Origin of the sequence: Klebsiella sp. 2680 (assembly GCF_900198535.1) — a bacterium.
Lineage (GTDB): Bacteria > Pseudomonadota > Gammaproteobacteria > Enterobacterales > Enterobacteriaceae > Klebsiella > Klebsiella indica.
In genome coordinates, this window is sequence record NZ_FZNJ01000002.1 from 841,424 (window position 1) to 868,104 (window position 26,681).

General features: G+C 54.6%; 22 protein-coding genes and 1 pseudogene. 8 read left to right on the top strand and 15 right to left on the bottom strand.

Features of this window, described 5'->3' with window-relative positions; all coding sequences use genetic code 11:
* The first annotated feature begins 70 nt into the window (after window positions 1-70).
* Complete coding sequence (locus tag FN037_RS11295) at window positions 71-184, top strand: protein YohO (protein WP_138359967.1); 114 nt, start codon at window positions 71-73, stop codon at window positions 182-184.
* Here FN037_RS11295 and FN037_RS11300 read toward each other — a convergent pair.
* The 5 genes from FN037_RS11300 to bglX form a co-directional block, all read right to left on the bottom strand.
* Complete coding sequence (locus FN037_RS11300) at window positions 159-896, bottom strand: ABC transporter permease (protein WP_142502264.1); 738 nt, start codon at window positions 894-896, stop codon at window positions 159-161. The genes FN037_RS11295 and FN037_RS11300 overlap by 26 nt on opposite strands.
* Complete coding sequence (locus FN037_RS11305; RefSeq protein ID WP_138359969.1) at window positions 880-1,827, bottom strand: ABC transporter ATP-binding protein; 948 nt, start codon at window positions 1,825-1,827, stop codon at window positions 880-882. Before FN037_RS11305 ends, FN037_RS11300 begins: the two co-directional genes overlap by 17 nt.
* Window positions 1,820-2,977, bottom strand: a complete 1,158-nt coding sequence (locus FN037_RS11310) for an ABC transporter permease (protein WP_142502265.1) — start codon at window positions 2,975-2,977, stop codon at window positions 1,820-1,822. Before FN037_RS11310 ends, FN037_RS11305 begins: the two co-directional genes overlap by 8 nt.
* 6 nt (window positions 2,978-2,983) lie before the next feature.
* Window positions 2,984-3,901: an ABC transporter substrate-binding protein gene (locus FN037_RS11315; protein WP_138359971.1), complete on the bottom strand. Its 918-nt coding sequence runs from the start codon at window positions 3,899-3,901 to the stop codon at window positions 2,984-2,986.
* A gap of 206 nt (window positions 3,902-4,107) precedes the next feature.
* Window positions 4,108-6,405 carry a beta-glucosidase BglX gene (gene bglX / locus FN037_RS11320; RefSeq protein ID WP_138359972.1) on the bottom strand — a complete coding sequence of 766 codons (2,298 nt, stop codon included), beginning with the start codon at window positions 6,403-6,405 and terminating at the stop codon, window positions 4,108-4,110.
* Between the two features lie 286 nt (window positions 6,406-6,691).
* On the opposite strand from bglX, the gene dld reads away from it, so the two are divergent.
* Window positions 6,692-8,434 (top strand): D-lactate dehydrogenase, encoded by a 1,743-nt coding sequence (gene dld, locus FN037_RS11325; protein WP_138359973.1) that lies wholly within the window; start codon window positions 6,692-6,694, stop codon window positions 8,432-8,434.
* A 94-nt stretch (window positions 8,435-8,528) separates the two neighbouring features.
* Window positions 8,529-9,083 (top strand): GNAT family N-acetyltransferase, encoded by a 555-nt coding sequence (locus tag FN037_RS11330; RefSeq protein WP_142502266.1) that lies wholly within the window; start codon window positions 8,529-8,531, stop codon window positions 9,081-9,083.
* A 74-nt stretch (window positions 9,084-9,157) separates the two neighbouring features.
* Here FN037_RS11330 and pbpG read toward each other — a convergent pair whose 3' ends face one another.
* Window positions 9,158-10,105, bottom strand: a complete 948-nt coding sequence (pbpG, locus tag FN037_RS11335; RefSeq protein WP_142502267.1) for a D-alanyl-D-alanine endopeptidase — start codon at window positions 10,103-10,105, stop codon at window positions 9,158-9,160.
* A gap of 174 nt (window positions 10,106-10,279) precedes the next feature.
* On the bottom strand, window positions 10,280-10,867 hold the full coding sequence (locus FN037_RS11340) for a Yip1 family protein (protein WP_138359976.1): 588 nt from the start codon (window positions 10,865-10,867) through the stop codon (window positions 10,280-10,282).
* Window positions 10,868-12,228: 1,361 nt separating this feature from the next.
* Between FN037_RS11340 and FN037_RS11345 the strand changes: the two genes are divergently transcribed.
* Complete coding sequence (locus FN037_RS11345) at window positions 12,229-12,798, top strand: DedA family protein (RefSeq protein ID WP_138359977.1); 570 nt, start codon at window positions 12,229-12,231, stop codon at window positions 12,796-12,798.
* Between the two features lie 90 nt (window positions 12,799-12,888).
* On the opposite strand, the gene FN037_RS11350 is transcribed toward FN037_RS11345, so the two are convergent.
* The 4 genes and pseudogenes from FN037_RS11350 to dusC form a co-directional block, all read right to left on the bottom strand.
* Window positions 12,889-14,283, bottom strand: coding sequence for a glycoside hydrolase family 1 protein (locus tag FN037_RS11350; protein WP_138359978.1), 1,395 nt, complete (start codon window positions 14,281-14,283; stop codon window positions 12,889-12,891).
* A 16-nt stretch (window positions 14,284-14,299) separates the two neighbouring features.
* A pseudogene (bglF, locus tag FN037_RS11355) lies at window positions 14,300-16,271 on the bottom strand (PTS beta-glucoside transporter subunit IIABC).
* A 47-nt stretch (window positions 16,272-16,318) separates the two neighbouring features.
* On the bottom strand, window positions 16,319-17,152 hold the full coding sequence (gene bglG / locus FN037_RS11360; protein ID WP_138359980.1) for a transcriptional antiterminator BglG: 834 nt from the start codon (window positions 17,150-17,152) through the stop codon (window positions 16,319-16,321).
* 142 nt (window positions 17,153-17,294) lie between these two features.
* Window positions 17,295-18,242, bottom strand: a complete 948-nt coding sequence (gene dusC, locus FN037_RS11365) for a tRNA dihydrouridine(16) synthase DusC (RefSeq protein ID WP_142502269.1) — start codon at window positions 18,240-18,242, stop codon at window positions 17,295-17,297.
* 408 nt (window positions 18,243-18,650) lie between these two features.
* Between dusC and FN037_RS11370 the strand changes: the two genes are divergently transcribed.
* The 4 genes from FN037_RS11370 (at window position 18,651) to sanA (ending at window position 21,594) form a co-directional block, all read left to right on the top strand.
* Window positions 18,651-19,049: a CidA/LrgA family protein gene (locus FN037_RS11370; RefSeq protein ID WP_142502270.1), complete on the top strand. Its 399-nt coding sequence runs from the start codon at window positions 18,651-18,653 to the stop codon at window positions 19,047-19,049.
* Window positions 19,046-19,741: a CidB/LrgB family autolysis modulator gene (locus tag FN037_RS11375; protein WP_138359983.1), complete on the top strand. Its 696-nt coding sequence runs from the start codon at window positions 19,046-19,048 to the stop codon at window positions 19,739-19,741. The genes FN037_RS11370 and FN037_RS11375 overlap by 4 nt, the downstream gene beginning before the upstream one ends.
* A gap of 127 nt (window positions 19,742-19,868) precedes the next feature.
* Entirely contained in the window at window positions 19,869-20,753 is an 885-nt protein-coding gene (gene cdd / locus FN037_RS11380) for a cytidine deaminase (protein ID WP_138359984.1), read from the top strand.
* A gap of 124 nt (window positions 20,754-20,877) precedes the next feature.
* Window positions 20,878-21,594, top strand: a complete 717-nt coding sequence (sanA, locus tag FN037_RS11385; RefSeq protein ID WP_142502271.1) for an outer membrane permeability protein SanA — start codon at window positions 20,878-20,880, stop codon at window positions 21,592-21,594.
* Window positions 21,595-21,655: 61 nt separating this feature from the next.
* Here sanA and mglC read toward each other — a convergent pair whose 3' ends face one another.
* From mglC to galS, 4 genes are all read right to left on the bottom strand, one after another.
* Window positions 21,656-22,666, bottom strand: coding sequence for a galactose/methyl galactoside ABC transporter permease MglC (gene mglC, locus FN037_RS11390; RefSeq protein WP_138359986.1), 1,011 nt, complete (start codon window positions 22,664-22,666; stop codon window positions 21,656-21,658).
* Between the two features lie 15 nt (window positions 22,667-22,681).
* Window positions 22,682-24,202: a galactose/methyl galactoside ABC transporter ATP-binding protein MglA gene (gene mglA / locus FN037_RS11395; protein ID WP_138359987.1), complete on the bottom strand. Its 1,521-nt coding sequence runs from the start codon at window positions 24,200-24,202 to the stop codon at window positions 22,682-22,684.
* A 117-nt stretch (window positions 24,203-24,319) separates the two neighbouring features.
* Complete coding sequence (mglB, locus tag FN037_RS11400) at window positions 24,320-25,318, bottom strand: galactose/glucose ABC transporter substrate-binding protein MglB (protein ID WP_142502272.1); 999 nt, start codon at window positions 25,316-25,318, stop codon at window positions 24,320-24,322.
* Window positions 25,319-25,600: 282 nt separating this feature from the next.
* Window positions 25,601-26,626 carry an HTH-type transcriptional regulator GalS gene (gene galS / locus FN037_RS11405; RefSeq protein ID WP_142502273.1) on the bottom strand — a complete coding sequence of 342 codons (1,026 nt, stop codon included), beginning with the start codon at window positions 26,624-26,626 and terminating at the stop codon, window positions 25,601-25,603.
* Between the last annotated feature and the right edge of the window lie 55 nt (window positions 26,627-26,681).

A 26,681-nucleotide genomic window follows, 5' to 3' on the forward strand; every position in this document is an offset into this window, starting at 1 on the left:
AAAGCAATTAATGTTTTATTAACACCTGCGCTTCACCGTATAATCCCTGCGTTAACATCAGGAGCCTAATATGAAGCCAGCGAAAATTGCGGTCATCACTCTGTTCTTAGTTATGGCCATCGGCGGGATTGGCGGCGTTATGCTGGCCGGTTACTCGTTTATTGTTCGCGGCGGTGTCGGCTGATTCGCCGATTCAGCCGCTCAAAGCCACGGTCGACGATAATCGCCGCCAGCGCCACCAGCAGCGCCCCCTGGATGACATAAGCGGTATTAAACCCGCTCAGACCGATAACAATCGGCGTACCGAGCGTGTCCGCGCCTACCGTTGAAGCGATGGTCGCCGTGCCAATATTCACGATGGTTGATGTACGAATACCGGCCAGCATCACTGGCGCCGCCAGCGGCAGCTCCACTTTTATCAGCCTCTGCCAGCCGCTCATCCCCATCCCCTGAGCGATAGTTAATACCCCTGACGGCACCGCGCCCAACCCGGCCAGCGTACCCTGCAAAACCGGCAATATGCCATACAACGCCAAAGCAATCAGCGCAGGCTGCCAGCCAAATCCCATCACCGGAACCGCAATCGCCAGCACAGCCACCGGTGGAAATGTCTGTCCCATCGCAGCGATGGTCTCCACCAGCGGTCGAAACTCCTGGCCTGCCGGGCGCGTCACCGCAATCCCGCCCCCGACGCCCGCTACCGTGGCGGCCAGGCTGGAGAGCGCCACCAGCCAAAAGTGCGCCAGCGTCAGTGAGACAAAGCTCTCCTGCTGGTAAACCGGGCGCGGCAATTGCGGAAACAGCGTGCTGAACAGCGGCGCGCTGTAGGGCAATACCAGCAACAAGACGACAAACATGGCCGTAAGCCACAGCAGCGGATCATGCAGAACTTTCACGCCGGACCTCCTCGCGTAGCAGGTCGGCAAAATGCAGCGTCCCGCAGGCTTGCCCCTGTTCATCGACTACTGGTAGCGCCTCACAACGGCGGGCGACGAACTGCGACAGCGCCTCGCGCAGAGTCATCACCACGCTTAAGGCGTCTCCCTTCAGACGCTCGTCGCGGCGCAGGTAGTCGCCCACCCGACGCAGCGACAGCAGACGCACCCCCAGCTCGCTACGACCAAAGAAGGTTCGCACAAACGAATTCTTCGGTTGCAGAAGCATCTGCAGCGGTTCGCCCTGCTGCACGACTTCGCCGCCATCCATCAGCACCAGATGATCCGCCAACCGCAGGGCCTCATCGATATCGTGGGTTACCAGCACAATCGTCCGTCCCAGCAGGCGATGAATGCGAATCATCTCCTGCTGTAAGGCTTCACGGGTGACCGGGTCAAGCGCGCCAAAGGGTTCATCCATTAGCAACACTTGCGGATTAGCCGCCAGCGCGCGGGCCACGCCGACACGCTGCTGCTGACCGCCGGACAACTGGTGCGGATAGCGTTCGCGCAGTTGTGGCTCCAGCCCCAACAATGCCATCAGCTCATCAACTCGTCGCTGCGTTTTCTGCCGCGACCACTTTTGCAACTGCGGGACGGTGGCAATGTTCTGCGCCACCGTCCAGTGGGGAAACAGACCGATGGACTGAATGGCGTAACCCATTCTACGGCGCAGTTCGAGAACCGGTTGTTGGCGAATATCCTGCCCGGCGAAACGGATAGCGCCGCTATCGTGCTCCACCAGACGATTAATCATCTTCAGCGTGGTTGATTTCCCCGAGCCGGAGGTGCCGATCAACACTGAAAATGCCCCCTCGCGCAGATGCAGATTAAGGTTTTTCACCGCAGGCTGTCCGGCAAAGGCTTTGTTAACGCCGTCGAATTCAATCACTGACCTCTCCTTTCAGTAGCGCACCCCACAGCGCGAATAGCGCATCGACCACCACCGCCAGCGCGATAGTGGGGATCACACCCAGCAAAACCAGATCCAGCGCGCTGCTGAGCAGCCCCTGGAAAACCAGCGCCCCGAAACCGCCCGCCCCAATCAGGGCCGCCACCACCGCCATACCGACGGTTTGCACGCTGACGACCCGCAGGCTGCGCAACAATACGGGCAATGCCAGCGGGAGCTGTATCTGATAAAAACGCTGGAGAGCGCTCATACCCATCGCCAGAGCGCTCTCCAGCGCTTCCCGCGGCACCTGTTGCAGGCCGGTAACCACGCCGCGAACCAGCGGCAATAGCGCATACAGAACCAGGGCGATCAATGCGGGGGCTGTGCCGGTCCCGGAAACGCCAAGTTGCGCCAGCAACGGAAACTGACGGGCTAACCCGGCCAACGGCGCGATAAGCAGGCCAAACAATGCAATGGAGGGAATGGTCTGAATAACGTTGAGTACAGCAAATACCGTCGATTGCCAGCCGGGATACCGCCAGAGCCAAACGCCAACAGGCAGGCTAATCAGCAGCCCCGGCAGCAGAGTGCCGAACAGCAGCGTCAGATGCTGATACAGCGCATTGTCAAAAACATCGCGACGATTGGCGTATTCTTTAAGTAAGGAGAGCCCATTGAGAGTACCCAGCCAGAGCAGCAGAGCGGGCAGCAGCCAGATTTGCGCATTCAACAGCCAGCGCCATAGCGTACGGCGCGTCATGCGGCGAACAGCGTCGCTGGCGATAAGCAGACAGAACGCCAGCGCCAGCCACAGACCACTGCCGGGAGAGGTGCGCGCCAGAGGAGAACCGCTCTGTTCCAATAGCAGCGCGCTTTTTCCGGCGCCCCACAGCAAGAGCGGCAGCAGCATCTCCGCCAGCAGAAAAATAAGCAACGGTGGAAAGCGTCCGGGACACCAGCACAGCAGCACCGCGAGTAGCGCAACCGCCGCCTGTACGCCTGCCAGCCACGAACTGACCTGCCACAGCCAGCGCCCCTCGCCGGATAACAGCCGATTGGGCGCATAATTGATAAATGGCAGCGCCATCACCAGCAGCAGTAACAGCGCCAGCAGCAGCGCAACCCGGTTATAGCAGCGAATCGTCACGCGGGCCTACTTTAGCAGCCCTTTTTGTTGCAGATAGCTGGCAGCGACCCTCTTCGCATCCTGGCCCTCCACCGCAATACTCGCATTCAGTTGTTGCAGCGTTTTTTCGTCAAGGCTGGCGAACACCGGCTGTAGCCATTCGGCTATCTGCGGATAGGCCTCCAGCACCGCTTCACGCACGACCGGGGCTGGAGCATAAATCGGCTGCACGCCTTTCGGGTCGCTCAGGGTTTGCAACCCCAGGGCAGAGACCGGGCCATCGGTACCGTAAGCCATCGCCGCATTCACCCCGGAGGTTTGCTGCGCCGCCGCTTTGATAGTCAGCGCCGTATCGCCGCCCGCCAGCGACAGCAGTTGGTTTTGCCGAAGCTTAAAGTGATAGGCTTTTTCAAACGCCGGAAGCGCGTCCGGACGTTCGATAAATTCGGCCGAAGCAGCCAGCTTAAACTCACCGCCTTTTTGCAGATAGCTGGCAAGGTCGCTTAACGAGGTGAGATGATTTTTTGCCGCCAGATCCTGACGCACGGCGATGGTCCAGGTATTATTGGCCGGAGCCGGCGTCAGCCAGATAAGCTTATTCTTTTCCGCATCCAGTTTTTTGACTTTTTCATAACCCTGCCGCGCGTTTTTCCATGCCGGATCGTTTTCCTCTTTAAAGAAAAAGGCGCCGTTGCCGGTATATTCAGGGTAAATGTCGAGTTCACCGGCGGTTATCGCCCCGCGCACTACGGGTGTTGTGCCAAGCTGGATTTTATTGACCGTTTTCACGCCGTGGTTTTCCAGTACCAGCAAAATAATATTGCCGAGCAGCGCCCCTTCGGTATCGATTTTCGAGCCAACTTTAACCGGCTCCGCCGCCTGGAGCGGCATGCTTATCAGGGCCATCAGCGCCAGCAGAGCTGACCATTTTTTTGCCTGCATCATTCCCCGCCTCTCTTGAATTCGCGCTCCATTAACAGAAGCTTAAGAAAAAGCGTAGTTCATTTGCGGCATCGCGGAAAAAGAAAAGGTCGGTTAATTCCCCCCCTGAGAGTGATGACAAAGCCGGATTCGATACTTGCTGCTATTTCTGCCGGATGGCGGCTAACGCCTTTACGCAGCCGCCTCATCGTTATCGTCCGGCTGCGCAATTACAGCAGTTCAAATTCGCTCTGCTTAACGCGAGCGGAATCAACGCCGACGAACACATTGAATTTGCCCGGCTCGGCATCGTACTTCATCTGCTGGTTCCAGAACTTCAGCGCATTGATGTCAATCGGGAAGCTGACGGTTTGCGTCTCGCCCGGCTTGAGTATCACCTTTTTAAAGCCGCGCAGCATTTTCACCGGACGGCTCATGGACGCGGTAACATCCTGCAGATAGAGCTGAATCACCGTCGCCCCTTCGCGCTTACCGGTGTTGGTCACCTGCACGCTGGCGGTAACGCTGCCATTGCGCGGCATGGTGGGTGACGACATCCTGACATCGGAAACCTTAAAGGTGGTGTAGCTCAGACCGTAACCAAACGGATAGAGCGGACCGTTAGCCTCATCAAAATAGCGCGAGGTGTACTTGTTCGGTTTATCGGGATTATACGGGCGACCGGTATTGAGATGACTGTAATACACGGGGATTTGCCCGACCGAGCGAGGGAAGGACATCGGCAGCTTGCCCGACGGGTTATAATCGCCGAACAACACATCGGCAATGGCGTTGCCGCCTTCGGTACCGGCAAACCAGGTTTCGAGGATCGCATCGGCCTGTTGATCCTCTTTCACCAGCGCCAGCGGACGCCCGTTCATCAGCACCAGCACTAACGGCTTACCGGTGGCCTTCAGGGCGCTAATCAGATCGCGCTGGCTTTGCGGTAGCCTGATGTCGGTGCGGCTGGAGGCTTCGTGCGCCATGCCCTGCGCTTCGCCAACCACGGCGACCACCACGTCGGACTGCTTCGCCGCCGCCACCGCTTCGTCGATCATCGTCTGCGGCGAACGCGGGTCGACCTGCACCGCTTTCTCATACAGATTGAGGAAGTCGACGATGCCTTTATCATTGGTGATATTGGCGCCTCGGGCATAAATAATTTTGCCTTTATCGCCCAGCGCATTACGCATGCCGGTCAGCACGGTTACTGACTGATCGGCAACGCCCGCCGCCGACCAACTGCCCATCATATCGCGCTTGCTGTCAGCCAACGGCCCCACCACCGCGATCGTGCCCGACTTTTTCAGCGGCAGCGTCTCAAGACGATTTTTCAGCAACACCAGACTCTCGCGCGCCACTTCACGCGCTTCTTTGCGATGCAGACGGCTTTCGGCGTTAGTATCCTGCGGGTCGGAGCCTTTTGGCCCCAGGTGGCTATACGGGTCGTTAAACAGGCCCATATCATATTTCACATTCAGCACATGGCGGGTGGCGTCGTCCAGCTCCGCCATCGTCACCTTGCCGGACTTCACCAGCCCCGGCAGATATTTGCTGTAGTACTCGTCGCTCATGCTCATGTTAATGCCAGCATTCAGCGCCACACGTACCGCGTCTTGCGGATCGGAGGCCACGCCGTGTTTGATCAGCTCTTTGATGGCCCCGTGGTCGGAAACGGTAATGCCCTTAAAGCCCCACTGGTCACGCAAAACATCTTTCAGCAGCCAGGCGTCGGAAGTCGCCGGTGTGCCGTTGAGCGAGTTAAGCGCCACCATCACCGCCCCGCTTCCCGCATCCAGCCCCGCTTTGTACGGTGGCATATAGTCGTTGAACAGGCGCTGCGGACTCATGTCGACGGTGTTGTACTCTTTGCCGCCCTCGACCGCGCCATAGGCGGCAAAGTGCTTGACGCTGGTCATCACTGAGTAGCGATCCGCCGGACTTTTCCCCTGCATCGACTCCACCATCGCCCTGCCCATCACGGTGGTCAGATATGTGTCTTCCCCGAAGCCTTCCGACACCCGTCCCCAGCGAGGATCGCGGGAAACATCGACCATCGGCGCCCAGGTCATATTCAGGCCATCGTCGGCGGCTTCATACGCCGATACCCGCCCGACGGTTTTAACCGCATCAAGATCAAACGAGGAGGCTAAACCGAGGCTGATAGGAAAGACGGTACGCTGGCCGTGCAGCACATCATAAGCGAAAAACAGCGGAATTTTCAGGCGGCTGAGCGCCATCACCTGGTCCTGCATAATACGGATATCATGGCGGGTCACGGTGTTAAAAATCGCCCCCACCTGACCCTCTTTGATCATTTCGCGGATAGCGTCTTTCGGGTTATCCGGCCCGACGCTAATTAAGCGCAGCTGACCGATTTTTTCATCCACCGTCATTTTCGCCAGCAGTTTGGTCACAAACGCATCCCGCGCCTGCGGTGTTAAGGGATGATTGCCGAACAGTTCATCCGCCAGCGCGGGTTGCAGCGTCAGACCGACCGCGACGCCTACAGTACAGAGCCACTTCATTTTAACCCCTTATTGTTACAGCCAAATATTTCGGCGAAAAGATAACAAAAACCGCAGTTTGCCATAAACATAAACCAGGCGCCTGTAGAAAGCGCGCACGCTTCTCTGATTTTTCATAACATTCATGCATCAAATTGTCATACAAAGCGCTATTCTTAATAGCCTATTCAGCAGGCGTTATTCGTGCCGTCATTTTGAGCCCGGCTCTGGTTCAGAATGACAAACAAAATAGCCCTAATGGATGGCTTTATTCGTGATTATCTTGTACCACCACAAGGAGTGGAACATGTCATCTGCGACAACAAATAACAACGCCTTTCTGGCTGAACTCACCCGACTGGTCGGCGCGTCTCATCTGTTGACCGATCCGGCTAAAACCCAGCGCTATCGCAAAGGATTCCGCTCCGGCCAGGGCGACGCGCTGGCGGTGGTGTTTCCCGGTACGCTACTGGAACTGTGGCGCATACTGAATGCCTGCGTTGAGGCCGATAAAATCATCCTGATGCAGGCGGCGAATACCGGCCTTACTGAAGGCTCAACCCCGAACGGTAATGATTATGACCGGGAAATCGTCATTATCAGCACGCTGCGTCTGGATAAACTGCATCTGCTGGATAAAGGTGAACAGGTACTGGCTTACCCCGGCACTACGCTCTATTCACTGGAAAAAGCCCTGAAACCATTGGGTCGCGAACCCCATTCGGTAATTGGTTCTTCATGCATCGGCGCATCGGTAATTGGCGGGATCTGCAACAATTCCGGCGGCTCACTGGTTCAGCGCGGCCCCGCCTATACCGAAATGTCCCTGTTCGCCCGGATTGATGAAAACGGCAAACTCAGTCTGGTCAACCATCTGGGTATCGATCTTGGCTCTACGCCAGAACAGATCCTCAGCCGTCTTGACGATGAGCGGATTAACGATGACGACGTTCATCACGATGGCCGTCACGCTCACGATCATGACTACGTCACTCGTGTGCGCGACGTCAATGCCGATACGCCCGCGCGCTACAATGCCGACCCGGACCGCCTGTTTGAATCCTCAGGCTGCGCCGGGAAACTGGCGGTGTTCGCCGTGCGTCTGGATACCTTCCCGGCGGAAAAACGCCAGCAGGTGTTTTATATCGGCACCAATCAGCCTGACATACTGACCGAAATTCGTCGCCATATTCTGGCTGAATTTAACCATCTGCCGGTGGCGGGCGAGTATATGCACCGCGATATTTACGATATTGCCGAGCAGTACGGCAAAGATACCTTTCTGATGATTGACAAGCTCGGCACCGATAAAATGCCGTTCTTTTTCACATTGAAAGGCCGTACCGACGCGATGCTGGAGAAAGTACCGCTGTTTAAGCCGCACTTCACCGATCGCTTTATGCAAAAACTGGGGCACGTCTTCCCGACGCATCTGCCGGAACGAATGAAAACCTGGCGTGATAAATACGAACACCATCTGTTGCTGAAAATGGCGGGAGACGGCATCGAGGAAGCGCAAACCTGGCTCAGCGACTATTTCCAGCACGCCGATGGCGATTTCTTCGTCTGTAGCGCCGAAGAAGGCAGTAAAGCCTTCCTGCACCGTTTCGCCGCCGCAGGCGCGGCAATCCGCTATCAGGCGGTGCATGCGGATGAAGTAGAGGATATTCTGGCGCTGGATATTGCGCTGCGTCGTAACGATACCGAATGGTTTGAGCATCTTCCCGCCGAGATCGACAGTCAGTTGGTTTATAAGCTCTATTACGGCCACTTTATGTGCCACGTTTTCCATCAGGATTACATTGTGAAAAAAGGCGTTGATGCCCACGCGCTGAAGGAAAAAATGTTGGCTCTGCTGCAAGCGCGTGGCGCCCAGTATCCGGCGGAGCATAACGTGGGTCACCTCTATGAAGCGCAGGAAAGTTTAAAACGCTTCTACCGTGAAAACGATCCAACCAACAGCATGAATCCGGGTATTGGCAAAACCAGTAAGCAAAAGTATTGGGGTGAATCCCAGGAGAATGCCGCGCGCGCGATCGATCCGCAATAATCCGCAAAAGGTGCTGTTCAGCCGCGCATCTTCTGTATTACGCTGCACGCCGGAGAAATCCCCTCTCCGGCAATCTCGCTACAGGAACTCCAGAATGCCCACTGTGGAAAAATTACACGCAGCTGACTTAACGATCCGCGAAGCGTTGCCCGATGACGCTCATGCTATCGCCGCACTGTATGTCTGGCACGTACTTAATGGGCGCGCCTCTTTTGAGGAGATCCCTCCCACCGTCGATGAGATGCGTAAACGCATCAAAACCGTACGCGATAACGGGCTTCCGTGGCTGGTTGCCCTGTGGCGCGGAACCATTGTCGGCTATAGCTACGCCACCTTTTATCGCCCGCGTCCGGCCTATCGCTATACCCTTGAGGAATCGATTTACGTCGAGGCGGGAATGGGCGGACGCGGTATCGGCAGCGCCCTGCTTTCCCGTTTGATTGAGCAGTGCGAACAGGGGCCGTGGCGACAAATGCTGGCGATCATCGGCGACGGGCACAGCAACGCCGGGTCTATCGCCATCCACAAAAAATTCGGTTTTAGCATCGCGGGCCAGCTGCGCAGCGTTGGTTACAAGATGGGTGACTGGCGGGACACATTAATCATGCAGCGCCCGCTCGGCGATGGCGACTGGACGCTGCCGGAGTAACATCAGCAGCGGGGCCCGCCGGTGCGGCTGCCTGAACAAGCCGCGTCAGGCGCCGCCTCCGGGAAGCGTTCTGATTAATCGTTTTGCGCAGTCTGCGCGCCGCCTTTCAGCATTGCATCGGCCATCTGCGCTTCACGCTGCTTTTTATAGCTGAGCGCGGAAGCCGGCACCGGCATCACCTTCCCGGTTTCAACCCACGTCCGCAGGCGGCTGGCGTCGGCAAAGTGGGTATATTTGCCGAACGCATCCATCACCACCAGCGCCACCGGGCGATGGTTAATCACCGTACGCATAATCAGACAGTGACCCGCAGCATTAGTGAAACCGGTTTTTGTCAGCTGAATGTTCCAGTTATCGCGGTACACCAGGTGGTTGGTGTTGCGAAACGGTAGCGTGTATGTTGGATGAGAAAAGGTCGCCATATCCTCTTTAGTGGTGCTTAGCTGACCAATCAGCGGATACTGCTCGCTGGCGATCAGCAGTTTGGTCAGATCGCGCGCGGTAGAGACGTTATGAATTGACAGTCCGGTAGGCTCGACGTAACGGGTATGGGTCATCCCCAGCGCCTGCGCCTTGGCATTCATGGCACGAATAAACGCAGCGTAACCGCCGGGATAATAGTGCGCCAGGCTGGCGGCGGCGCGGTTTTCCGACGACATCAGCGCCAGCAGCAGCATATTACGACGGCTGATTTGGCTGTTCAGGCGCACGCGCGAATAAATGCCCTTCATTTCTGGCGTCTGGCTAATATCGACGGTTAACATCTCGTCAAGCGGCTGATGGGCATCAAGCACCACCATCGCGGTCATCACCTTGGTGATCGACGCCATGGGGCGAACCCGATCCGGATGGCTGGCATAGATGATTTTTTTACTGGCGAGATCGACGATCATCGCGCTACCGGAAGCTATTTCCGGCTGTGACGCGGTCACTGCCGCGGAGGTTTTGGCCATCGTCTGGGGCGCAAAAGGCGCAGCCAGCAGCAACGTCAGGCTGAGAAAAGAAACGCGAAATCTGGTCATCGTGAACATTCTGAAAAGTATTTTTGCACGTTATAAACGTACGCCGCGGCGCAGCGTAGTCACGCCGCTGGCAAAAATTATCATAACCTGTCAGAACGCTGGCTGGCTAATAAGAATCGTGAACAAATGCTGCATTGCCGGCAGAAAAATCTATTCATGCCGGCAATGAGTTAATCAGAAGAGTCGGTATCCGTAGCCCCAGAGAAGCACGGTGATGGCAAGCAGCACTTCCAGTACCAGTACCCCAATCGCCAGGGTAGAGCTGGCGAAGCTCAACCCCTCTTCTTTATCAATCCCGAGGAAAGTCGGAATACCAAGATACAACAGATAGCCGGTATAGAGCAGTGCGATAGTGCCTGCCAGCGCACAAAGCCACACCAGCGGATAAAGCGCCACAATCCCGCTCAGGAAAATCGGCGTGGCGACATAACCCGCGAAGACCATGCAGCGTTTAAGCGAAGGCCGTTGCGGGTAGTTTCGTGCCATCCACCAGATAACCCGCCCCATCACCGCCACCCCGACCAGCATGACGGCATAAAACAGTATCGCCAGCGCCAGTCCGGTCATCAGCGACAGTTTGATTACCGTGCCATCGCCGAAGTTCCAGCCCAACTGCGTGGTGCCAATAAAGGCGCAGATAACCGGAACCGCGGCCATAAGCAATACATGGTGCGTATAGTGATGCGAAATGGTCTCGTTTTCGCTTTTAATCACTCTCATCTCCTGGCCTGGATGAGAGAAGAGTCCCCAGACATGGTTCATTGTGTCCCCCTTGTCACGGCGTGTTACAGCACTCATTTCAGTATAATTCACTCTGTAGATTATTTTATGTACAACGATAAAAATGCGCTTCCCCGTAATACGGGTCAGTTAAGGGGGGGCAGCCGTGTTTATGGCACGCTGAGCGGTTTCGTTAAACGGTGGTTTAGGTGAAAGTGGCGCATTTTTACTTCCCCCATGTGATTCAGCAGGTTGCTCCGTTCACCGTCAGTAGAAGAGATATGCCATCCCCGTAGCCGGTGAACGGCATTGCGCTGGAAACCTGCAACTGTCTGACCGCTGAAGGTGATAAAACACAGAACCTCCCCTGAAAAAACGAACAGCGACGAATACGCTGCTGAAAGCACAAAACCCACAGCGATGCCCTGGTGCCCGCTGAAACCGGCGAACCGGAGACCCGAAGACAAGGGCTGGACGCCAGGGATGGCGGCCAGAGGCGAATCGAGACAGGCCGTCGAGTTGAGCCGACCGCAGGCTGAGGGTCGGGAGGTGAGCGCAGTGCGCAGCACCGGTTTCTTTGCGGGACCGCGGGGATTGTAAAGGGGGAGACGGTTTTCTCCCCCTTTACCCGTTCACGGGCGACAGTCATCCATTTTCTGCGGGATTACGGTGAACGGAACCCGTGGCGCAGGGCCTGTATTTATGGGGTTCCAGGTCAGGTAAGGCGCTAGCCGCCACCTGACAAGAATGCGGGTATGGTAGCGAAAACCGGCCTGTTATCTCCCCGTTGAGCGCAATGCTACCCCCCACATTCTGGTTCAGTGGGCTGTTCCGTTCACTGTGAATACGCAGATAGTTTTTCTGACCCTTGCGTGTGAACGAGCAGGGGGACGTTTCGCCCGTCCCCCTGCACCCCCGGCATTGCGCTGGAAACCTGCCGCTTCGCGGTGCGCTCCACTCCGGCTTCATCTGGCGGACCGGGCGGGACTCGTGATTACTCGTCCCATCCCTGGGACTCGCCCTTTCAGGGCCAGCGCAAGCGCTGTTCAAAATTGCTCCAGGCAATTTTGTCCTGTCTCGACCCGCCCTCTGGCCGCCGTCCTGGCGGCCAGTCCTGGATGCGCGCCTGCGTTCCCGCCAGGTTTCCTTGATGCGCCCAACCCCCCTGCGGTGAGCCAACAATCAATCTGTTACTCTCCCGGCGCTGTAGGTCATAAAAAACCGACGATACCGTCAGTCCTGTCACCCCATCAGGCCGTTCGCTAAAACCACCGAAAAAACGATTCCCGCTGGCCAATGACACAACCGATGACTCGCTTAACCAATCAGCATGACGCTTCCCCGCATTTTAATCATCAGGGTGTATGATTAAGGGACTGACGATTTAAGGAGTTTATCTTTATATGGATATCAATCACCTGATTTCCCAATACGGCTACGCGGCGCTGGTCATCGGCAGCATGGCGGAAGGCGAAACCATCACCCTGCTCGGCGGCGTGGCGGCACATCAGGGATTACTGAAGTTCTGGCTGGTGGTGATCTCGGTCGCTTTTGGCGGCATGCTTGGCGATCAGGTGCTTTATTTTCTTGGCCGACGCTTCGGTGGCCGGATTCTCCGGCGCTTTTCGCGCCAGAAAGCGCGGATCCGCCGGGCACAGCGCATGATCCAACGACGCCCTTATCTGTTTGTGATTGGCACGCGTTTTATGTACGGCTTTCGCGTAATCGGGCCGCTACTGATTGGCGCCAGTCGCCTGCCACCAAAGCTGTTTCTGCCGCTGAATATTCTCGGCGCGATGATATGGGCGCTGATCTTCACCACCCTGGGATATCTTGGCGGCGAAGCCATTGGCCCGTGGCTGCATCATCTCGATGCGCATCTGAAACACTGGATTTGGCTGATTCTGATCGTCGTACTGGTCCTGGCGGCGCACGGGTGGCTGAAGCGCCGCGAGGCGAAGAAGGAGAAGTGAAGCGTTTCCCGGGTCATGGAGTCAACGCCTTACTCTGACCGCAACGCCGCGCCAACAGGTAGCCCGGAGATTATCCGGGCCATCAGGCCGTTACTCTTTTAAGCTGCCGCCGTTACTGGCAATGACCTCTTTATACCAGTAGAAGCTTTTCTTCCGGCTGCGCGCCAGAGTGCCGTTGCCCTGATCATCGCGATCGACATAGATAAAGCCGTAGCGTTTGGACATCTCCGCCTTCGACGCGCTCACCAGATCAATTGGCCCCCAACTGGTGTAGCCCATCAGCTCAACGCCATCTTCAATCGCCTCGCGTACCTGCACCAGATGGTCATTAAGATAGCTGATACGGTAGTCATCGTTAATGCTGCCGTCGGCTTCCACTTTGTCTTTCGCGCCCAACCCGTTTTCAACAATAAACAGCGGCTTCTGATAGCGGTCCCACAACACGTTCAACAACGTGCGCAGGCCCAGCGGGTCAATTTGCCACCCCCACTCGGAGCTTGCCAGATGCGGGTTCGGCACCATGCTGAGGATGTTACCGCGCGCTTGCTTGTTCAGTTCTTCGTCGGCGGTTACGCAACCCGTCATATAGTAGCTAAAAGAGATAAAATCGACGGTCTCTTTCAGGGCTGCGCGATCGGCATCGGTGATCTCAATGCTGATACCGTTGTCGCGGAAATAACGCAGCATATAGCCCGGGTACGCGCCCCGACACTGTACATCACCGAAGAACTGCCAGCTGCGGTTCTGCTGCAGGGTCTCAAAAATATCCTCCGGTTTACAACTGAGCGGGTACATCAGCCCGCCAAGCAGCATATTGCCGATTTTACCTTCCGCCACGATCTCATGGCAGGCTTTAGTCGCCAGCGCGCTCGCCACCAGTTGATGGTGAATGGCCTGATATACTTCGGCTTTGCTGCTGTCAGACGGCAAACCAACCCCGGTTAGCGGCGCATGCAGGGACATATTGATTTCGTTAAACGTCAGCCACAGTTTGACCTTCGCCTGGTAACGCGCAAACACCGTCCGGGCATAGCGCTCGAAGAAACCAATCACTTTACGGTTGCCCCAGCCGCCGTACTTTTTCACCAGCGCCCAGGGCATCTCGTAGTGCGACAGCGTCACCAGCGGCGTGATGTTATGCTGCGCCATTTCATCAAAAAGCTTATCGTAAAAGGCCAGCCCGGCTTCGTTTGGCTGCGCATCATCACCGTTGGGGAAAATACGCGCCCAGGCAATGGACACGCGCAGGCAATTAAAGCCCATTTCGGCAAACAGGCTGATATCTTCCGGATAACGATGGTAAAAATCGATGGCGACATCTTTAATACCGCTGTCACCCGGCACGCGTTCCACCACATCGCCAAATATGCCGCGCGGTTGAACGTCTGAGGTGGTCAATCCTTTCCCCTCTTCCAGATAAGCGCCTTCCACCTGATTTGCCGCGGTTGCGCCGCCCCATAAAAACGCCTGCGGGAATGTCTTCATTCATCTCTCTCCTTAATTAGTGGGTTACTGACAACAGCGGCTGACCGGCTTCCACCGTGCTGGCGGAGACAATATCCAGGGCGCGATAATCGCCACTGTTGCTGATAATGACAGGGGTCGCCAGATCATAGCCGGCGTCCAGAATAGCCTTGCGATCAAACTCCAGTAATAGATCGCCCGCTTTTATTTTGTCGCCCTCTTTAACATGGGCGGTGAACGGCACGCCATCGAGCTTAACCGTATCGATCCCGACATGGATAAGCAGTTCAATACCGCTGTCGCTTAGCAGGCCGATAGCATGTTTGGTCTGGAAAATTGAGGCCACTTCACCTGAGAACGGCGCGATAACCTTACCTTCGGATGGAATAATCGCCACCCCCTGGCCAAGCAAACCGCTGGCAAAGGTGCTATCTGGTACCTTGTCCAGAGGCAGAACGCTGCCGGTCATCGGTGCCAGAATATCGTCTTCTGTGGCGACTGCAACCGGCGTCGAGGCCTGCTCCGCAGTTCTCCGCGGCATGCCGGCGATGAGGGTCATCACGCAGGCGAGAACCAGCGCCACAGCCATACCCACGACCCCGCCCCATACGCTGGCATCGATACCACCAGGGGGGATCATCAGCGCAGGATAAAAGATGTTCGGGAAACCGAAGGAGTAAACGCTGGTATTAAAGAATGCGCTAATCGCCCCGCCAATCGCCCCGCCTACACAGCCAAAAATAAACGGACGGCGCAGCGGCAGCGTCAGGCCATAAATCGCCGGTTCGGTGATGCCGAAAATCCCGGCGGAAAAAGCCGAGCCAGCCATCACTTTCTGTCGCATATCGCGAGTCCGCAGGAAAATACCCAATACCGCCCCCACCTGCCCCATCACCGCCGGCAACACCATCGGCCCCATGGTATCGTGGCCCAGAACCGCCAGATTATTGAACATCAGCGGCACCAGTCCCCAGTGCAGGCCGAAAATCACGCACACCTGCCACAGCGCGCCCATCGCTGCGCCCGCCAGCCAGGGCGCGACGGCGTATACAATCTGGTATCCCTGCGCCAGCAGTTGACTTAGCCAGGTGGCAACCGGGCCAATCACCAGAAAAGTCAGGGGAACGACGATGCCCAGGCAAATCGCTGGCGTGAAGAAATTTTTCATGGACGACGGCAGCAACGCGTTGCTTCTACGCTCAAGCCAGCAGCTCACCCAGGAGGCGAGAATAATCGGGATCACCGACGAGCTGTAGTTAATAAACGTGACCGGAATACCAATAAAATGCTCTACCGGCGCACCCGGTGCCTGCGCAGCTTCAAAGGCCTTAATCATCAGCGGGTGCGTTAACGCGCCGCCAATCGCCATGGTGATAAACGGATTGCCGCCGAATTTCACCCCTGAGGTATAGCCGAGAAAAAGCGGGAAGAAGAAGAACAGCGCGTCGCTGGCGGCAAACCAGATTTTATAGGTGGCGTGATCAACGCTGAGCCAACCGCAAACGACCGCCAGCGCCAGAAAGCCTTTGAGTAAACCCGTGGCGGCAAGTACGCCAATAAACGGCGTGAAAATACCGGAGACAATATCAATAAGCTGCCCAAGCAGAGAGGTTTTCTCCCCTTTTTGAGCAACAGGCTGGCTTTCATCGGTCAGGCCCGCTTCGCTACGCACAGCCAGCCAGACATCATGGACATGATTACCGATCACGACCTGAAACTGACCGCCGCTTTCCACAACCATAATAACACCGGGATTCGTCTTTAACCCTTCGGCATCGGCTTTGTTATTATCCTGAAGTTTAAAACGCAGTCGTGTCGCACAGTGAACCAGACTCACTATATTTTCTTTGCCGCCAACCCGGCGGAGAATATCCTGCGCGAGTGCTTTATATTCCATGCTGTTTTCCTTACTTCTGCTGCCCGCAGGCATCGTTAACTGAGTATGAGAAATAAAAAAAACCCGAGAACAACGCCGGGTTAGCGTTGCGCTCAGGTTTTGCCTGCATCATGCAGTAACAATCCCGTTTTAATCAGGAAGGCCAGGCCTGTTCAGCGCTTAGCGTCCCTCTTTTCTCACGCGTTCAATATGAATCGCGAGAAACATAATTTCTTCCGTGGTTAGCCGTCGCTGATAGCTTTTTTGCAGATGCAGGGCGACCGTTTCCGCACACTTCCACGCTTTAGGGTAGTTATCCTTTACGGCGCTGTGCAGCGTCACATCATCATCTTCGACAACCGTCCGCGTCAGCATGCGCTGGGCGAAAAACTTGAGATGAGTCACAAACCGCTGATAACTCAACGACTCTTCGTCATAATTCAGCGTCAGTTGATATTTCACCAGTTGCAGAATTTCCTGCATTACGCGGGTGACGTGCATCACCTCCGGCATTTCGCTGTTGAGCTGTGCTGTCACCAGATGCAGGGCGATAAACCCGGCTTCATCTTCTGCAAGTTCAACCCCGAGCCTTTTGGCGATAATCGCCCGGGCTTCTTGCCCCAGTGCAAACTCCTTCGGGTACAGCCGTTTAATTTCCCACAGCAACACATTACGCAGCGCCACACCCTTCTTCTGCCGCTCAATCGCAAAGTGGCAGTGATCGGTCAGAGTAATGTATAAACTGTCCTGTAATTTACCGAGACGATCACGCGCCAGATCGATAATTCGATCGCAGGTGGTGATCACATCTAATGGTATCTGACTGAGTAACTCGCCTAAACGGCCAACCAGTTCATCGCTCTGCAGCGCGAAGACCTTTTCAATTTTGCTTTCATCCAGAGAGTCACCAACGCGTTTTTGAAAGGCAAGTCCTCGGCCCATGACCACCTGTTCGCGCTGCTGCTCATCTACAACCACCACTACATTATTATTAAGTACTTTGGCGATTTGCATATGAACCCCAAAAACAAAAAAACCTGACCCCGACAGAAGCCAGGAATCAGGTTTTGCCTGCCGAAGCAGTAACAATCGGTCGTCAGTATTTCACTGCCCGTCGGATAAACTCAACGGGGCAAACCGAAAAATGTGATGAAGGTCAGATAGTTTTGTTCCACCAGCCGTTAATTGTACGCGCTATGCTCGATGAGTCCTGCAGGGTACGCACCGCACTGAAAAGCGCTGACGCTTCAGAGTATTCTTTACGCAAATAGCTCAACCACTGTTTGATACGCGCGACATGATAAAGACCGGTATCGCCCTGCTTCTCCAGGCGGGTATATTTTTGCAGCAGTTCAACCACCTGGGGCCAGGGCATTCGCGGTTCGTTGTATTTTATTACCCGGCTTAAGTTTGGTACGTTCAACGCGCCGCGGCCAATCATGATCGCCTCGCAGCCGGTCGCCGTGAGGCAATCCCTGGCGCTTTGCCAGTCCCGGATCTCGCCGTTGGCCACCACCGGGATAGCCAGACGCTGGCGAATTTCACCGATCGCCCGCCAGTTAATACACTCCGCTTTATAACCCTCTTCTTTGGTTCGACCATGCACGACCAGCTCACTGGCCCCCGCCTGCTGAACCGCATCGGCGATTTCAAAACGCCGCTCGCTGCTGTCCCATCCCAGACGCACTTTCACCGTGACCGGTAAATGCGCCGGAACCGCCTCACGCATCGCCTTCGCGCCGCGATAGATGAGTTCAGGATCTTTGAGCAACGTCGCGCCGCCGCCGCTGCCGTTCACCAGCTTTGAGGGGCAACCGCAGTTAAGATCGACACCCCAGGAACCGAGTTCAACCGCACGGGCGGCGTTTTCCGCCAGCCACTGGGGAGACTGTCCAAGCAGTTGCACGCGCACGCGGGTACCGGATGGCGTCAGGCTATTATTGCGCAGCTCCGGGCACAGTTTATAGAACGATTTTACCGGCAAAAGTTGATCCACCACACGCAAAAACTCGGTGATGCAGAGATCATAATCATTCACGTCGGTCAGCAACTCGCGCACCAGCGAATCGAGTACGCCTTCCATCGGCGCCAGTAATACACGCATAGTTTATCATTGCCCGGAAAAAAGAGGCGCTATGGTAGCGTCTCCGGATACGGGTTAAAAGAGGCGAGGTGCGTTTTCTCCCCCATACCACGCATTACGCCTGAACGGACGACACATCGGCGCCTGGCGTGAACGTATGAGATGGTCAGCAATGCGTCGCCAGCAGGCTATGCTCAATTTGCCGCGCCTTTAACAAAAAGGTAGCGTTGGGGCGAGGGGAAAAGTGAGTATCGTTGCTGGCGCTGAGCCGATTTCCCCACTTTCTGTCCCTGCAATCATCACTCTGACAGACGGACGGTTTATTGTTCCCGATCGCTGTCTCAGGTATGCGGAGAATTCATGATGTGATCGGTAGCACATTTTCAGGTTTAATTGTATGATGAATGTGGTTCATCAAGGGTTATTACCATGAGTAATTCACTGAATATTGTCTGGCAGTATCTGCGCGCTTTCGTGTTGATCTATGCCTGTTTGTATGCCGGTATTTTTATCGCCTCACTGCTGCCTATTACCATTCCCGGTAGCATTATTGGCATGTTGATTTTGTTCTGTCTGCTGGCGCTGCAAATCATGCCGCCGCAGTGGGTTAACCCGGGCTGCAATATCCTGATTCGCTATATGGCGCTGCTGTTTGTGCCTATCGGCGTGGGCGTCATGCAATACTGGGATCTGCTGCGGGCGCAGTTAGGCCCGGTGGTGGTCTCCTGTGCGATAAGCACGCTGCTGGTCTTTTTAGTGGTTAGCTGGAGCTCACATCTGGTTCACGGGGAACGCAAAGTGGTTGGGCAAAAAGGAACTGAAAAATGATCCATGAAATTTGGTGGTCGCTGCCGCTGACCCTGGTCGTCTTTTTTCTTGCCCGCAAGCTGGCGGCACGGTTTAAATTTCCCCTGCTCAACCCACTACTGGTAGCGATGGTGGTGCTGATCCCCTTTCTACTGGTAACCGGCATTTCTTATCAGCGCTATTTTCAGGGCAGCAAAATTCTCAATGACCTGCTGCAACCGGCAGTCGTCGCGCTGGCTTTTCCTCTTTATGAGCAATTGCACCAGATCCGCGCGCGCTGGAAATCCATTATCACCATCTGCTTTATTGGCAGCGTGGTAGCCATGGTTACCGGAACGACCGTGGCGCTGCTGATGGGCGCGACGCCGCAGATTGCCGCCTCCATTCTGCCAAAATCGGTGACGACGCCGATTGCCATGGCGGTAAGCAGCAGTATTGGCGGTATTCCGGCAATCAGCGCGGTCTGCGTTATTTTCGTCGGCATTCTCGGCGCGGTCTTCGGCCATACGCTACTGAATTTAATGCGTATCCGCACTAAAGCCTCACGCGGGCTGTCGATGGGCACGGCTTCCCACGCCCTGGGGACCGCGCGCTGTGCGGAACTCGACTATCAGGAGGGGGCATTCAGCTCACTGGCACTGGTGTTATGCGGGATTATCACTTCGCTGATCGCGCCGTTTTTATTTCCGCTTATTCTGGCAATAGTGGGATAAACGTGACTTTTATCACATTTATAAATGCAACATAAAATAATTACACTAAAAATGAGATATTAATCACATGTAGAGATAAACACCCCCCGTACACTGAATTCTCATTACATTGTTATGAGGCAACGCCATGCATCCACGTTTTCAAGATGCTCTTCCGCAACTGGCGGCGGACCTGCAAGCGGCCATTTCCCCGATGCTGGCTGATCCGCATTTTCCTGCTCTGTTAAACGCGGGGCAGGTCGCGGAATTGCAAAGTGCGACGGGTCTGGACGAAGACGCGCTGGCCTTTGCGCTGCTGCCGCTGGCGGCGGCCTGCGCCCGTGCCGATCTCTCCCATTTCAACGTCGGCGCGATTGCCCGCGGTATCAGCGGAACCTGGTATTTTGGCGGCAATATGGAATTTCTCGGCGCCACCATGCAGCAGACCGTGCACGCCGAGCAAAGCGCCATCAGTCATGCCTGGCTGCGCGGGGAAAAATCACTACGGGCCATTACCGTCAACTACACCCCTTGCGGCCACTGCCGTCAGTTTATGAATGAACTGAACAGCGGACTGGCGCTGCGTATCCATCTGCCCGGTCGCGAAGCGCATTCGCTCCGGCACTATCTGCCGGACGCGTTCGGCCCGCAAGACCTACAAATAAAAACGCTGCTGATGGATGAGCAGGATCATGGCTTCCCGCTCCGCGGCGACGCGCTGGCTCAGGCGGCCATTCAGGCAGCAAACCGTAGCCATATGCCTTACAGCCACTCGCCCTCCGGCGTGGCGCTGGCGCTCACGGACGGTACGATATTTACCGGCAGCTATGCCGAGAACGCCGCTTTTAACCCCACGCTACCTCCATTGCAGGGGGCGCTAAATCTGCTGAGCCTTAATGGCTACGACTACCCGGATATTCAGCGCGCCATTCTCGCCGAGAAAGGCGATGCGGCCTTGATTCAGTGGGATGCCACCGCGGCGACATTGAAGGCGCTGGGCTGTCATCATATCGATCGCATACTGTTAAGTTAATCACACAGTGCGGGTCAGGCGGCCCGTATTGTTGAAAATCCCCGCAATTAAACGACGGTTTCTTGCGCTTGCCCGACGGGTAAAGTAGCCTGAAGTCTCCCTCTGCCACTATTGAGCCAGGTTCATGTTAAAGCGTGCGTTATACAGCCTGTTAGTCCTGTTCGGCTTACTGCTGTTAACCGTGCTGAGTCTTGACCGCTGGATGAGCTGGAAGACATCGCCCTATATCTACGACGAACTGCAGGATCTGCCCTACCGCCAGGTGGGTGTGGTTCTTGGCACCGCCAAGTACTACCGTACCGGCGTCATCAATCAATATTATCGTTATCGGATTCAGGGCGCGCTGAACGCCTATAACAGCGGCAAAGTGAACTATCTGTTGCTAAGCGGCGATAACGCCTTGCATAGTTATAATGAGCCGATGACCATGCGCCGCGATTTGATTAAAGCTGGCGTCGATCCGGCGGATATTGTGCTGGATTATGCCGGTTTCCGCACGCTCGATTCGATAGTTCGTACCCGTAAAGTTTTCGATACTAACGACTTTATTATTATCACCCAGCGCTTTCACTGCGAGCGGGCGTTATTTATCGCCCTGCATATGGGAATTCAGGCACAGTGCTATGCGGTGCCGTCACCCAAGGATATGTGGAGCGTACGCCTGCGCGAGTTCGGCGCACGCTTTGGCGCGCTCGCCGATCTCTATATTTTCAAACGCGAACCCCGCTTTTTAGGCCCGCTAATTCCGATTCCCTCACCGCAGGAAGTCCCGGACGGTGCGCAGTCCTATCCCGCAGTGACGCCGCAGCAGTTGCTGGAGCTACAGAAAAAAGAGAAGTGATTTGCCGCCCTCTCCAGTCCAGGCAGACGTCTTAACCAACGTCTGCCTGAGCGCGTGGCCTTTACTTCTTGCGCGCGTACTTCAGAGAGTCCAGCGCCACGGCGAAGATAATAATCGCCCCTTTGATAATGTACTGCCAGTATGGATTCACGCCGATATAGGTCAGGCCGTAGTTAATAACGGTAAAGATAATCACCCCGGTCACCACGCCCAATACCGTACCTACCCCGCCGCTAAACGACACGCCTCCCACCACGCAGGCTGCAATCGCATCCAGCTCATACATAAAGCCAAGGTTGTTGGTCGCCGAACCGATACGCCCTGCTTCCAGCAGCCCACCGAAGGCATAGAACACACCGGACAGCGCATAAATCAGCAGCAGGTTCAGACCAACGTTGACGCCGGAAACCTTCGCCGCCTCCGGGTTGCCGCCAATAGCAAAGATGTTTTTACCAAAACGGGTCTTATTCCACAGGATCCAGACGAAGAAAACGGCAATCAGCGCATAAAAGGTGATATACGACAGGCGAAATGACCCCAGCGACACAAACCCCTGAGTAAAATGCGAGAAGTGGCTGTCGAAGCCGGAAATCGGCGACGCGCCAACAAAGTCATAATACAGCGAGTTGATACCGTAAACGATGATCATTGTGCCGAGGGTGGTGATAAACGGCGTCACGTTGAGATAGGCGATGATAATTCCGTTGATAAGCCCAATCACCGCGCCAACCGCACAGACCAGCAGGATCACCAGCGGAATCGGCATCGTTGCCATATCCGGGAACACCTTGTTGGCATTATCCACTGCCTGAAGCATCGTGGCGGCGATAACCGCCGCCAGACCAACCTGACGCCCGGCGGAAAGGTCAGTCCCCTGGGTGACGATAAGGCCAGCCACCCCCAGAGCGATAATAATACGCACCGAAGACTGAGTCAGAATATTACTTAAATTCAGCAAACTTAAGAAAGTCGGATCCTGGAAAATAATAATTGCCAGCAACACAAAAAGAACCACATAAATCCCACCCTCTTTCAGATAAGTGAGAATACTCTTTTTATTTAACGCACTCATAAGGAGCCCCTGATCTTAAAGGTGCAACGACGCAAGACGAAGAATTTCGTTCTGCGTGGTGGTTTTCGTCTCAACAATTCCGGCGACAAGACCATTGCTCATCACCAGAATACGGTCGGTAATCCCCAGCAACTCCGGCATTTCAGAGGAAATAATAATGATCCCTTTGCCTTTTTTCGCCAGTTCCGCCATTAATTGATAAATTTCGAACTTGGCCCCGACATCAATTCCACGGGTGGGTTCATCAAGCATCAGAATTTCCGGCTGGGTTAATAGCCAGCGCCCGATGATGACTTTTTGTTGATTACCACCGGACAACGACCCAATTTGCGTGCGCTGTCCTGGGGTTTTCACACGCATGGAATCAATGACCCATTGGGTATCGCTTTTCATGCGCGAATTATCCAGCAACCCGACCTTATTCCTGTAATTCTTAATATTGGAGATCAGCGAGTTAAAACCGATATCCAGATACGCATAGATCCCTGTCGAGCGGCGTTCTTCAGTCACCAGCGCAAAGCCATGGTTGATGGCCTCATTGGCACTATGATTATTAATCTTGTTACCGTGCAGCGTTATTGTTCCATTAACCTTTTCACGAATACCAAATAAGGTTTCAACAATATCGGTACGCTTCGCGCCAACCAGCCCGGCAATACCCAGAATTTCGCCTTTATGCAGATCGAAAGAGACATCGCGAATTGACGGCTGACGCAGTGAAGTCAAATTACGGACCTCAAGAATCACCTCGCCCGGCGTGTTCTCCCGGTTCGGGAAACGCTGATTCAAAGAACGCCCCACCATCATAGCGATGATTTTATCCATATCCAGCCCTTCCAGTGGCTGGGTCGCAATCCACTGACCATCGCGCAGAACGGTAATGTCATCACACAGCTGAAAAATCTCTTCCATTTTGTGGGAAATATAAACAATACCGCAGCCGCGCGCTTTCAGCTTACGGATAATCTTAAACAGATGATTGACTTCTTTTTCGGTCAACGATGAGGTGGGCTCATCCATAATCACGATTTTCGCGTTATAAGAAAACGCCTTCGCAATTTCAATCATCTGCATTTGTGATACCGATAATGTCCCGACGCGGGCGCGCGGGTCGATATCAATATCCAGTTCATCAAAAATCGCACGGGTATCACGATACATTTTTTCCTGATCGACAAACATGCCCTTAACGGGATAACGTCCCAGCCACATGTTGTCCATCACCGACCGCTGTAATACCAGATTTAATTCCTGATGAACCATTGAAATACCGTTTTCCAGGGCCTCTTTTGCCGAATGGAAATCAATCTCTTTTCCCTGAAATAGAATACTGCCAGAATCTTTTTGATAGATCCCAAAAAGGCATTTTAATAATGTTGATTTTCCCGCGCCGTTCTCCCCCATTAATGCATGAATCGAGTGGGGACGAACCTTGAGGTTCACATTATCGAGCGCCTTAACGCCAGGAAACGATTTGTTGATATTTCGCATTTCCAACAAATATTCACCTGACTGTTCGCTATTATTGCTGACCATAGTTGTACCTGGCTGCGTGCGTACATCCCCTGAACAATGTATTAACATCGGAAAGGGTTGGATACGGTATCAGAATAATCGGGCGTACTCTATGTACGCCCGCAGCTTATTAAGAGGTTACTTTCCGATAAATTGGCTCAGATTGTCTTTATCAACCCCCACATAGGGTACGCGGACGATCTTATTGTCAATTTTCCAGTGAGTACCGGCTGCCGGCTCTTTGCCTTCCGCCAGGTTTTTCGCCAGATCGAAGGTGGCTTTCGCCTGATTATTCGCATCATTCAGTACTGTACCGGCCATTGCGCCAGATTTTACCAGCGCCAGCGCTTCGGGCAGGGCATCGACGCCAAATACCGGAATACTGCTCTTATTGTGGGCCTTCAGCGCTTCTACCGCGCCCATCGCCATCGCATCGTTGTTGGAAATAACGACTTCAATTTTGTTGGCATTCGGGCCAGACAGCCAGGCATCCATTTTGTCTTTCGCCTGAGCGGTATCCCACATTGCGGTATCTAATGCCAGCTGCTGAGTCTGGAAGCCTTTATCGTGCAGTTCCTTAATCACATAGGTGGTACGCGCTTCAGCATCCGGATGTCCCGGCTCGCCTTTCAGCAGGACAAACTGAATCTTGCCATCTTTGTTCAGATCCCAGTTCGGATTCGCTTTCCAGTGTTTCGCAATCAGATCGCCCTGGATAATCCCCGACTCTTTTGAATCGGTACCGACATAATAGGCTTTGTCATAGCTATCCAGCGCTTTACGGGAAGGCTCTTTGTTAAAAAACACTACCGGAACGTTCTGGCTCCGTGCTTTATCAATAATCGTCCCCGCTGCCGCCGGATCCACCAGGTTAATCGCCAGCGCTTTCACGCCTTTTGCCAGCAGGACATCAATCTGATCGTTTTGCTTGGACTGGTCGTTTTGCGAGTCATTCATTAACAGTTGAACATCCGGCGCTGATTTACTGTCTTTCTCGATTGCCTTACGCACCACCGACATAAAGTTGTCGTCATATTTGTAAATCGTCACGCCGATACGGGTATCTGCTGCGTGCGCCGCGGCACCAAATAACATGCCAGCGATGACAGCGGACAGGGTGAACACCTTCTTATTCATGGAATCTCCGGTTTTATTATGCAGGGTCATTGAGGGTGAAAATGGCTGACGGTAGCGTTACATTTATGTAACCGAACAGCTACATTCACGACTGTAATTCTGTCTTCCGTATAAAGTGAATCTCCTGGAAAAATGGTTTTATTTATCGTTTATCCGCTGATTACTGAGGTAAAAGTGAGTAATCACCGCATGTTGGCACACGTAAACGCAGCAATAATAGTTATCTTAATGTTAATAAACTGTGAAATTACTCACAGATTGAAAGCGGTTACATCAGAGAAGTCATGAGTTAGTGATCGGCGCCACAATTTGCCTTTGGCTCACAGAATGACGGCGCACCAGCGTCGGCATAAAGCAGTGGCTGGCATCATGCTCCTGTTTTCCGGCGGCGCCCTGTAGCGCCAGTTCAGTCGCCAGTTTCGCCATCGACATAATCGGATAGCGCACCGTCGTCAGTTGCGGATCGGTGTAACGGGAAATGGGAATATCATCAAAACCAATCAGCGACAGATGCTGCGGCACGGCAATACCGTTGTCTTTCAAGGCGGTCAACGCCCCTGCGGCCATGCTGTCGTTATAGGCAAAGACGGCGGTCAGGCCGAGATTACGCCCCAACAGCTCAACCATCGCCGCTTCTCCGCCCTGCATATCCGGCGATCCCGAAGCGACCCAGCTGTCAGAAGCAACAATGCCCTGTTCCTGCAACGCCCTGCACCACCCCTCCCGACGGAAATCATCATCTTCAATACCGTGGCTGGAGGAGAGATAGGCAATGCGCTGGTGGCCATGATTCAGCAGCATGCGGGTGGCCATCAGCGCACCGCTGACGTTATCCAGCCCAATGCAGCGATGAGCGTATCCCGGTACGATGCGGTTAATCAGCACCATTCCCGGCATATGCTCCATAAAATCACCCAGCTCCGCGTCGCTTAGCGCTTTTGAGTGAACAATCAACGCTGAACAACGCTGGCGAATCAGCACTTCAATAGCATTGCGCTCTTTTTCCGCTTCATGGTAGCTGTTGCCGATCAGCACATATTTGTGATGCTGCTGAGCAACGGTATCAACGGCTTTAACCAGCGCGCCAAAAAAAGCGTCCGATACATCCATCACCACCACGCCGATAGTATCGCTGACCTGCGTGGCCAGCGCCTGAGCGTTGGCATTGGGCCGATAGCCCAACTGGGCTACCGCCTTCATTACTGCCTCTCGCGTTAGCGGGCTTACCAGCGCACTGTTATTCAGCACACGTGAAACGGTCGCGACGGACACCCCCGCCTGGCGGGCAACATCACGAATGGTGATCATGCTCACCGGCCTTCAGAGAATTGCAGTACCTCATACTCACCTCCTGTGTTCAGTA

Bases quoted from the DNA above. Each gene is read 5' to 3' on its own strand.
- mglB (WP_142502272.1), bottom strand. From the start codon at position 25,318: ATGAATAAGAAGGTGTTCACCCTGTCCGCTGTCATCGCTGGCATGTTA.
- mglA (WP_138359987.1), bottom strand. From the start codon at position 24,202: ATGGTCAGCAATAATAGCGAACAGTCAGGTGAATATTTGTTGGAAATG.
- bglG (WP_138359980.1), bottom strand. From the start codon at position 17,152: ATGCAAATCGCCAAAGTACTTAATAATAATGTAGTGGTGGTTGTAGAT.
- FN037_RS11315 (WP_138359971.1), bottom strand. From the start codon at position 3,901: ATGATGCAGGCAAAAAAATGGTCAGCTCTGCTGGCGCTGATGGCCCTG.
- cdd (WP_138359984.1), top strand. From the start codon at position 19,869: ATGCATCCACGTTTTCAAGATGCTCTTCCGCAACTGGCGGCGGACCTG.
- FN037_RS11340 (WP_138359976.1), bottom strand. From the start codon at position 10,867: ATGAACCATGTCTGGGGACTCTTCTCTCATCCAGGCCAGGAGATGAGA.
- FN037_RS11330 (WP_142502266.1), top strand. From the start codon at position 8,529: ATGCCCACTGTGGAAAAATTACACGCAGCTGACTTAACGATCCGCGAA.
- FN037_RS11350 (WP_138359978.1), bottom strand. From the start codon at position 14,283: ATGAAGACATTCCCGCAGGCGTTTTTATGGGGCGGCGCAACCGCGGCA.
- dld (WP_138359973.1), top strand. From the start codon at position 6,692: ATGTCATCTGCGACAACAAATAACAACGCCTTTCTGGCTGAACTCACC.
- bglX (WP_138359972.1), bottom strand. From the start codon at position 6,405: ATGAAGTGGCTCTGTACTGTAGGCGTCGCGGTCGGTCTGACGCTGCAA.
- sanA (WP_142502271.1), top strand. From the start codon at position 20,878: ATGTTAAAGCGTGCGTTATACAGCCTGTTAGTCCTGTTCGGCTTACTG.
- dusC (WP_142502269.1), bottom strand. From the start codon at position 18,242: ATGCGTGTATTACTGGCGCCGATGGAAGGCGTACTCGATTCGCTGGTG.
- FN037_RS11295 (WP_138359967.1), top strand. From the start codon at position 71: ATGAAGCCAGCGAAAATTGCGGTCATCACTCTGTTCTTAGTTATGGCC.
- pbpG (WP_142502267.1), bottom strand. From the start codon at position 10,105: ATGACCAGATTTCGCGTTTCTTTTCTCAGCCTGACGTTGCTGCTGGCT.
- galS (WP_142502273.1), bottom strand. From the start codon at position 26,626: ATGATCACCATTCGTGATGTTGCCCGCCAGGCGGGGGTGTCCGTCGCG.
- mglC (WP_138359986.1), bottom strand. From the start codon at position 22,666: ATGAGTGCGTTAAATAAAAAGAGTATTCTCACTTATCTGAAAGAGGGT.
- FN037_RS11370 (WP_142502270.1), top strand. From the start codon at position 18,651: ATGAGTAATTCACTGAATATTGTCTGGCAGTATCTGCGCGCTTTCGTG.
- FN037_RS11345 (WP_138359977.1), top strand. From the start codon at position 12,229: ATGGATATCAATCACCTGATTTCCCAATACGGCTACGCGGCGCTGGTC.
- FN037_RS11375 (WP_138359983.1), top strand. From the start codon at position 19,046: ATGATCCATGAAATTTGGTGGTCGCTGCCGCTGACCCTGGTCGTCTTT.